Here is a 7,337-nt window from a genome sequence, read left to right as displayed (position 1 = left end):
ATAGGCGTTTATGTCAGAAAAATTGGCCACTTTATTGGCCTATGAATTATAAGACAGCTCTATGCTTTTAGCATCGCCCAAAGGACGAGAGATCCCTAGCTACATTATGCCATGAAAACAGACAGCCGGTGAGGATGGTTGACAAGAACACCCACATCAAAAAGAGCGATTTAGTAAACAGGCGGTTTAACGCCGCCTGTTTACATTATCCTTGGTGGAACGATCCGGATTGTCGCGCGCATACTCACGGCCGTTGATTTTGACAACATGTGCATCTGGATGTTCGCCGCGTTTGATTTCAGCGACAACATTCCTGCGCGGTACATCTTTTCGTGCACCAATATCATAGTGTTCATTACGACCTCCAGGGCCGTCATTTTTGCCAACAATTTTTGTCATTTTGACTTCTCCTGCTATTTGGCTTTCTATCAGTTAAGTGAATTGATCACACGCCCGACCTAACGCAAGCGCCGTTTCATCCGTTCGATCTGTTCGGGAGAGCCTTCAGCGTCAAAGCCATTCCGGGTTTTCTTCATTCTAACGCCCGGACCCGCAGCCCTACGGATTCCCTGCTCAATCGTTTTTTCAAACGATCGTTTCATTTCGCGTTCAAGCTGCTGCGAGCTTGTAATGCGTTTACCGTTAAACTTCATATCAATGCGTACCATGTCAGGCCTCCTATTATCCTTTGGGCGGAAAGGGGTCGTTGCCATACGAGTCGCGAGCGCGGATACGTCCATCGCGACCGTGAATCAGCAATTCACTTTGCTGGTTGCGGGCAATTTCTCGGGCGGCATCAATAGCTTCAGCCTGAGTGTCGTGAATGGACGTTGCCCGGGAATTTCCTTCGCCCTGGACAGCCCACTGGCCTTGCCTTGGCGTAACATGTTGATTCTTAGACATTTTAGTTATCTCTTTTTGCATGGCGCGTTGACAAATACGCCCTGTCGTCATATGGTTTGTGACGATTTGTCATAGGTGCGACTAAAAAATATCGCCACACAATTGTGACGATTTCGTCATTGTAACAAATACGGAGTAGTCATGTCAAGCCCATCCAGTCCAGGTGAAATCTTTGCAACCCGACTAGCGGAAGTAAGAGAGCTAAGGCGTCTTAATCAATCCGAACTTGCCCGCAAAGCAGGGCTACAGCCCTCTGCTATTGCCCATTTCGAAGGGAAAAGGCGTAAACCCTCGTTCGCCAACATTCTGGCGCTGGCAAATGCTCTCGGTGTTTCGTCAGATTATTTGATTGGAAAAGCAGACAATATTCAGGGAGCCACAACCGCCTTTCGAAACGAGGAAAAACTTACGGCTAATGATAGAGATTTTATTCAGTCAATCATCAATGCTCGTATTCAGAAAACTGAGGAAGAGTAATGGCCGAGCGCTTCCAGCTAAGGATGGCGAGACAGGAAGGTGAACGGATTGCAAAGGAGGCAGGCTTCGACAGCTTTCCCATCTGCCCGCGTACCATAGCAAGTAAACACAATATCCCTATTGAAGCTAAACCGCCCGACATCGCGGGGGTAAGTGGCGGGATCATTTTTGTGAACAACCAGGCCATTATTTTTTACGCTACAAATATTGAAAATGAAGGCTTCATAAATTTCACCATATCTCACGAGCTAGGGCATTTCTTTTTGCCCGGACACCCTGAAGCAATTCAAGAGCAAGGTGGGGCACACGCCTCTAAAGCTGGCTTCACCCAAGGGGATTCCTCCATCGAACTTGAAGCGGATCACTTTGCTGCGGGCCTTCTGATGCCCGAACATCTGGTGAGAACACATATAAATCGGAATCCTCCCGGCCTGGACTCCATACTGGAGTTAAGTTCTATTGCAGAATGTTCTGTTACTGCCGCAGCAATTCGTACGGCTGAATGCAGCCGAGATCCCATCGCAATTATTGTTAGCTCCGCTGATACCATTGCTTACGCATTTATGTCAGAAAGGCTCAAAGACTTTAGACCACGCTTCTTGAGAAAAGGTTCGGCACTTCCAAACTCAGCGACTGCTCAGTTCAATAAGACCCTAAATCAGGCACTTTCTGCAACTCGCACATGTGCGCAGACAACGTTTTCAGATTGGTTTGGAGGGGAACATTCCTTCGTGATGGACGAGGAAATTCTTGGCCTCGGCCAATACGGATTTACGCTGACGGTCTTATCGTCGGAAGAAGTGCCCGAACTTGATGATCCTGATGACGAGGAAGAAGATAGTTTAGTAGAAAGCTGGACACCACACTTTGCTTATGGGCGATAGTCCTGTCGAAGAGATGCGCCTCGCATTTCAGCATACAAGGTCAGCAATAGACACCTTCAATGCCGTCGCAATTTCACTGAGCACGGTAATCGTGGGGTTCCGAACACCCCTTTCAACACCACTTATATAGGTGCGATGCAGCCCTGACCGAAAAGCCAACTCCTCCTGCGAGATGTTCTGCTCCCGCCGAATTTTCGCAATGTTAGCGCCGACTTGCTGCTTAATATCCATGCAGCAACTGTTCGGCCATCGTAGATTATTGGTCTACAGACTATGAGTCACATTAGGTATTGATACTCACTTCGAATTGCATACTATAAGTAACAAATAGGCGCGAGGAGGAGCAGGATGATCAGGAAAACTGCAGTTGGCTTAGCCGCTGAACAGGCCGTCGAAAACACCAGGCGGCGCCATTGGGAAGCGGAACAGCAGGCAAAAACTGAAAAGCTAGTTCAGGAAGCGGTAGAGGATGCGGTTCTAGAACAGGCCAACCCCGCAGTTGCCAGACAAAGAAAGAGAGCGAAAGCAGACGCCAAAGGCATCGTGCCGTTTTTCTTTTTCTATTTAGTCATGGGGGGCATCGCCTACAGCAGTATTGGCCAACATGAAAGCTTGGCATTTCTCGACTTCCCGGGGATCGGCTGGTTAGTGGGGTTTGCAATCTTCTATTGCGGCAGCATAATACCTGCGAGAGACGTTCGCTGGCCATACCTGCCAGGGATAGCGGTGATGCTGTACCCAATATATGACATGGCACCATTTTTTACATCCTTGGTTGGCATGCAGGAAAACATGCAAAATGTTAGTATTGTCGCCTCCGTCATGTTTGGGTTTTGGTTTATGGTACTGCGAACAGCTCGAACCGTCCAAGGGTTTGCCTAGAAACTTTAAGGTGGAGGCAATGTGTTCCCATGTCCAAAGGGGCCAACAAAATGAACACCGTCCGGTACCCATTTTACACCATACTTTCGACAGTGAATGCGCCGTATCGAGAGCATATTGATGCCGAACAGTTGGCCAAATGCATTCGCAACGTTGGCGAAGTAAAGAAATTCACCGGGCAAGTGTGGGGCTTTTTCGGCGAAGTGCCAATCCCGCATCAACTAGCTTTTGCCGCCCACTATTCGATGTCCCCGAAAGAGCTACAAGCGGCAGCGAGGAGGTTCAGCGAGCTGTCGGGCGCGTACTTCAAAATCTGCGAAATCGACATCTGAATACGTAGAAATACGGCTCTAAAACACGCTTCAGATAGGTGTCATGTGTCGAAAAATTTTCAGACTTTTATTATAAAAATTTGAGACCATTTTGGATAAGTTTTTTATTTGGCCCCACTTCAACCGGTGTCAGTCGATGTCATTGGGGCAACATAGATATTCACTATATTTGTTGTTTTTCAATATTTTAGTCTTATAATGCCGATTAATATCTCGTCTCACCAAATCACATCTTTAGATCGGTTTACACTGGCAGTGTAGAGGTCGACGGTTCGATCCCGTTCGGCTCCACCATGAAAACCCTCGCCTGACCGGGCGAGGGTTTTGTCTTTTCAGCAGGATCGATTCCGGCGACGCCTTCGGCGATGCGCCATTTGGCCCGTTCGGCTCCTACCCATGAAAACCCTCGCCTAACCGGGCGGGGTTTTGTCTTTTCAGCAGGATCGATTCCGGCGACGCCTTCGGCGATGCGCCATTTGGCCCGTTCGGCTCCTACCCATGAAAACCCCCGCCTGACCGGGCGGGGTTTTGTCGTCTCCAGGACAAGCCTTAGCGGCCACCCTCGTCCGGCGAATGATGATCATAACTGAGCACCCTTTTCAGCAACCAGCTGTCGCCTTCTTTTATCCACACATGGGTGAAACGGGCAGTCGACGTGTGCCTGAGCGGCACCCCTTCCTGCCGAAGGAAAAATTCATGCTCGCCCCTTTGGATGGCGCCGTAGAGTGCACCGTTCTCATATAGCGGAAACACTTCCAGGCTACCGGCCACCAATTTCCTGATCGGCTTTATGGCGGGGTTGCCGCAGATGTTTTTCTGAACCGTCTGAATGAAGGAAGCCTTAGAATTCTCAAACCCGCCGCTGTCATGGTAGAATTCGAAATCGTCTGACACAATCTGGTTGAGCACCGAATATTCACACCGGTTGAAAGACCGTTCGAACAGAATATCATCAAGTTCCTTCAGTGCCTTGAAAAGATCACTTTCCGTGGATTCCTGCGCATGCGCAGCAGAAGGCACCCCTGCCAGCAGGAGTGCGACCAATAAAGCTTTCATGTTATTCCTCGCTATCTGTCTTGGTTACGCTGTCTTATCTTTATGACAGCCTCAATAGCACAGATCGGCAAATTGGGGAAAAGGCTTAGCAGCAGCTAGCCCTCGTGCATCAACTGAAGCTGGCGTTTCAGGCATTTCTTCAGGTCGTATTTTTCCAGAATTGTGGCCCGCCCAGCCTTGCCGAGTGCTGCTGACCCAGCCCGGTCGCCAAGCATGCGGTCCATTGTGTCTGCAAGGGCATCGGCATCGTCCATATCTACAAGGCGGCCATTCTCGCCGTCGCGGATAACCTCGCGCACGGGTTCAGTGTCGGAGCCCAGTACCGGTACACCAACGCTCATGGCGTTCAGCATCGACCATGACAGCACAAACGGGCGCGTCAGATAGACATGCAGGCTGGAGACCTGAAGGAAGCTGACAAACTTGGCCTCAGGCAACAGCCCAACGAAATGGATACGGTCTTTATCAAACGGGATTTCTTCCTCAGCCCGCGCTTTCAGCCCCGGGCCCTTCTTGCCGCCATAACAGATGCGGTCTGCGCCAGCGATCAGTACATGAAGGTTAGGCCGCACCTTTTGCACGCGGGCGGCGGCGGCCATGAATTCCATAAATCCACGGGTCGGCTCCATGCCGCGCCCAGCGTAGGTGACGATCTCGTCGCCCTTCTTGAAACGCTTGCCGGAAACCTCCAGTGTCAGGCTGGTGGCAGGGCGATAAAAGCTGGTATCGACGCCGTCATGAAGCACCTCCAGTCGGCCCTGCCATCCTTTAGGGAACTGGGCCCGCTGGAACTCAGTCGGCACATAACCTGCGTCCATCTGCTCGAAATCCCTCAGTATGGGCAGATTGGTCGCCGCCGCATTGCGGCACTTCTGGCGTAGCTCTGCGCCGGTCCTGACGTCTGTTGGAGTAGGCATTCCATAATACCATTCGAACAGGCTGATCATGCGGGCGCCTGGGAAAAGGTCCTTAAGGAAGAAAGAGGCCCCGCGCGACGCATGCGACAGGATCACATCAGGCGCCCACCCCCCAATCGCCAACGGCTTCAGCTCACGATAAAGGTTGAGGCCAAGCGCGACCGCCTTGTCCATAATGCCAACATCCGGCCCGGCGACATCCTTTGGCAAGTCATAGACCACCTGCTTGACCGGCAGACGAAGCGTCGATCCCTTGCGGCTGGCAACGATAATGTCATGCCCGCCCGCTTTCAGGAGATGCTTGTAAATATGAACAAACTGACCCGGAGCCGCGTCATGTACGATCAGATATTTCACCGATTCACCCTTTTTTCGCCCCCTTGGCGACATCCGACTGTCTTTAGGGACAATCGCAAACGCGATCAAGACAACAACAAAAAATTCATTTTCTACAGATGCTTACCAACACCACCAACTACATACGATAAAATTTTATCAATATTATCAATCATTTATAATCGAACTTGCTGCAATCCTTAAGGTCATTTTTACGCCGCGTCTCTAGGGTGAGTCTTTAATGGGGAAAACCCCATCAGGCACAATGGAGACATATAATGCGTATTATCGCCGTTACCTCGCAAAAGGGCGGTTCAGGCAAAACCACGCTTTCAGGCCACCTCGCAGTAGAAGCAGAACGCGCTGGCGCGGGCCCCGTCGCCCTCATCGACACGGATCCCCAAGGCAGCCTTGCCGAATGGTGGAACGAACGGGAAGCAACAGCCCCCGCTTTCGCCCAAACAGCTATCGGCTCACTGGAGCAGGACCTCAATCTCCTGAGGGAACAGGGGTTCCGCCTGGCCATCATCGATACGCCCCCGGCCATCACCCGGTCGATCCAGGCTGTCGTGAGCCGGTCGGACCTTGTCATCATTCCGACACGCCCAAGCCCCCATGACCTGCGGGCGGCAGGTGCCACCGTGGACCTTGTTGAGCGCGCAGGCAAACCGCTGATGTTTGTCGTAAACGGCGCCACAGCGCGCGCACGGCTGACTGGCGAGGCAGCCATTGCGCTGTCACAGCACGGTACCGTGGCACCCACTGTCGTCCACAACCGGCAGGATTTTGCCGCCAGCATGATTGACGGCCGAACCGTGATGGAAGCCGCAACAGGCGGCAAGTCGCACACTGAGATTTCAGAACTTTGGGCCTATGTGGCAGACCGTATCGCCCGCTTGCCGCTTCGGGCAACATTCAAGACTGTTGCATCGGGACGGTCACCGTTTGGCAATCGCCCAAGCTTTGGCAACGTGCAGCACATCAGCTAAGTCGCCGAGACAAGAAAGGAACGCACCATGACAATGGCATCTTTGACCGCATCATTGCTTGCCAGAAAGGGCCATGCGCAACCTTCCGCCTCGGCGCGGGATATTTTTGCCCCGGACATGCCGGCGGAAAAGGGCTGGCAATCGCCGGCCAGGAAAAAGCCGACGGCACTGGAAAACACACCATCACTGAAGGCCAAGCCTGAAGCTGTAAATGAACCGATTTGCTCGGCCCCTCCTCACAAGGCACCCGAGCAGACACCACCTCGTCCTTTGTTAGCCCCCGTTGAGGCACGGCATACACTGATGGCGCAAACGGACGGGGTGGTACGAACCTCGAAAGCCACGAAGGTGAAGACGGCCTGCGACACGCGCAAGCACAAGACGCTCAGGCTGAACGAAGACATGGACATGCAGCTTCGTCTTCTGGCCGCCCGAAAAGGCACCAGCCAACAAGCCCTGATGGAAGAAGCGATCCGGGACCTGTTGAAGTCAGAAACACGCGGCAATAGCTGCATTTGCGGCTCAAAAAAATAAGCTTTGCCTGATTACCAGGGTTATGGG

13 protein-coding genes are annotated in these 7,337 nt (G+C 52.0%); 6 read left to right on the top strand and 7 right to left on the bottom strand.

Translation table 11 applies throughout. The annotated features are described in order from the left end of the window. Nucleotides 1–186 precede the first annotated feature (186 nt). From KORM41_RS12890 to KORM41_RS12880, 3 genes are read right to left on the bottom strand one after another with little or no spacing between them, the layout of a single operon-like run. Entirely contained in the window at nt 187–399 is a 213-nt protein-coding gene (locus KORM41_RS12890; protein WP_068147794.1) for a hypothetical protein, read from the bottom strand. A 59-nt stretch (nt 400–458) separates the two neighbouring features. After that, the gene (locus KORM41_RS12885) at nt 459–668 is read right to left on the bottom strand and encodes a hypothetical protein (protein WP_068147979.1); all 210 of its coding nucleotides are present in this window, start codon (nt 666–668) and stop codon (nt 459–461) included. A gap of 13 nt (nt 669–681) precedes the next feature. Next, nucleotides 682–903, bottom strand: a complete 222-nt coding sequence (locus KORM41_RS12880) for a DUF2188 domain-containing protein (protein ID WP_068148654.1) — start codon at nt 901–903, stop codon at nt 682–684. Nucleotides 904–1,044: 141 nt separating this feature from the next. Here KORM41_RS12880 and KORM41_RS12875 point away from each other — a divergent pair, with 141 nt between their 5' ends. Both KORM41_RS12875 and KORM41_RS12870 read left to right on the top strand, forming a co-directional pair. Next, nucleotides 1,045–1,380 (top strand): helix-turn-helix domain-containing protein, encoded by a 336-nt coding sequence (locus KORM41_RS12875; protein ID WP_068148590.1) that lies wholly within the window; start codon nt 1,045–1,047, stop codon nt 1,378–1,380. Continuing rightward, nucleotides 1,380–2,264: an ImmA/IrrE family metallo-endopeptidase gene (locus tag KORM41_RS12870; protein ID WP_068148585.1), complete on the top strand. Its 885-nt coding sequence runs from the start codon at nt 1,380–1,382 to the stop codon at nt 2,262–2,264. Before KORM41_RS12875 ends, KORM41_RS12870 begins: the two co-directional genes overlap by 1 nt. Before the next feature lie 27 nt (nt 2,265–2,291). On the opposite strand, the gene KORM41_RS12865 is transcribed toward KORM41_RS12870, so the two are convergent. Then, nucleotides 2,292–2,495, bottom strand: a complete 204-nt coding sequence (locus KORM41_RS12865; RefSeq protein WP_068148582.1) for a helix-turn-helix domain-containing protein — start codon at nt 2,493–2,495, stop codon at nt 2,292–2,294. Between the two features lie 117 nt (nt 2,496–2,612). On the opposite strand from KORM41_RS12865, the gene KORM41_RS12860 reads away from it, so the two are divergent. Beyond that, the gene (locus KORM41_RS12860) at nt 2,613–3,146 is read left to right on the top strand and encodes a hypothetical protein (protein WP_068148580.1); all 534 of its coding nucleotides are present in this window, start codon (nt 2,613–2,615) and stop codon (nt 3,144–3,146) included. A 50-nt stretch (nt 3,147–3,196) separates the two neighbouring features. Next, nucleotides 3,197–3,478: a hypothetical protein gene (locus KORM41_RS12855; RefSeq protein ID WP_156431977.1), complete on the top strand. Its 282-nt coding sequence runs from the start codon at nt 3,197–3,199 to the stop codon at nt 3,476–3,478. 549 nt (nt 3,479–4,027) lie between these two features. Here KORM41_RS12855 and KORM41_RS12850 read toward each other — a convergent pair. After that, nucleotides 4,028–4,534 carry a nuclear transport factor 2 family protein gene (locus KORM41_RS12850; protein WP_068148572.1) on the bottom strand — a complete coding sequence of 169 codons (507 nt, stop codon included), beginning with the start codon at nt 4,532–4,534 and terminating at the stop codon, nt 4,028–4,030. Between the two features lie 95 nt (nt 4,535–4,629). Beyond that, complete coding sequence (locus tag KORM41_RS12845) at nt 4,630–5,808, bottom strand: glycosyltransferase (protein ID WP_197421122.1); 1,179 nt, start codon at nt 5,806–5,808, stop codon at nt 4,630–4,632. A 257-nt stretch (nt 5,809–6,065) separates the two neighbouring features. Between KORM41_RS12845 and KORM41_RS12840 the strand changes: the two genes are divergently transcribed. Then, nucleotides 6,066–6,776 carry a ParA family protein gene (locus tag KORM41_RS12840; RefSeq protein WP_068148568.1) on the top strand — a complete coding sequence of 237 codons (711 nt, stop codon included), beginning with the start codon at nt 6,066–6,068 and terminating at the stop codon, nt 6,774–6,776. On the opposite strand, the gene KORM41_RS22275 is transcribed toward KORM41_RS12840, so the two are convergent. Next, nucleotides 6,773–6,973, bottom strand: a complete 201-nt coding sequence (locus KORM41_RS22275) for a hypothetical protein (protein WP_068148565.1) — start codon at nt 6,971–6,973, stop codon at nt 6,773–6,775. The two genes, KORM41_RS12840 and KORM41_RS22275, sit on opposite strands and share 4 nt — an antisense overlap. Nucleotides 6,974–7,046: 73 nt before the next feature. Here KORM41_RS22275 and KORM41_RS22270 point away from each other — a divergent pair, with 73 nt between their 5' ends. Further along, nucleotides 7,047–7,310, top strand: coding sequence for a ribbon-helix-helix domain-containing protein (locus tag KORM41_RS22270; RefSeq protein ID WP_231727263.1), 264 nt, complete (start codon nt 7,047–7,049; stop codon nt 7,308–7,310). Nucleotides 7,311–7,337 lie beyond the last annotated feature (27 nt).

This window comes from Kordiimonas lipolytica (genome assembly GCF_001550065.1).
This window is presented reverse-complemented; position numbering and strand designations above follow the sequence as displayed.

Excerpts from the sequence above, each read along its gene's own strand:
- KORM41_RS12890 (WP_068147794.1), bottom strand. The coding sequence starts at position 399 with ATGACAAAAATTGTTGGCAAAAATGACGGCCCTGGAGGTCGTAATGAA.
- KORM41_RS12885 (WP_068147979.1), bottom strand. The coding sequence starts at position 668 with ATGGTACGCATTGATATGAAGTTTAACGGTAAACGCATTACAAGCTCG.
- KORM41_RS12880 (WP_068148654.1), bottom strand. The coding sequence starts at position 903 with ATGTCTAAGAATCAACATGTTACGCCAAGGCAAGGCCAGTGGGCTGTC.
- KORM41_RS12875 (WP_068148590.1), top strand. The coding sequence starts at position 1,045 with ATGTCAAGCCCATCCAGTCCAGGTGAAATCTTTGCAACCCGACTAGCG.
- KORM41_RS12870 (WP_068148585.1), top strand. The coding sequence starts at position 1,380 with ATGGCCGAGCGCTTCCAGCTAAGGATGGCGAGACAGGAAGGTGAACGG.
- KORM41_RS12865 (WP_068148582.1), bottom strand. The coding sequence starts at position 2,495 with ATGGATATTAAGCAGCAAGTCGGCGCTAACATTGCGAAAATTCGGCGG.
- KORM41_RS12860 (WP_068148580.1), top strand. The coding sequence starts at position 2,613 with ATGATCAGGAAAACTGCAGTTGGCTTAGCCGCTGAACAGGCCGTCGAA.
- KORM41_RS12855 (WP_156431977.1), top strand. The coding sequence starts at position 3,197 with ATGAACACCGTCCGGTACCCATTTTACACCATACTTTCGACAGTGAAT.
- KORM41_RS12850 (WP_068148572.1), bottom strand. The coding sequence starts at position 4,534 with ATGAAAGCTTTATTGGTCGCACTCCTGCTGGCAGGGGTGCCTTCTGCT.
- KORM41_RS12840 (WP_068148568.1), top strand. The coding sequence starts at position 6,066 with ATGCGTATTATCGCCGTTACCTCGCAAAAGGGCGGTTCAGGCAAAACC.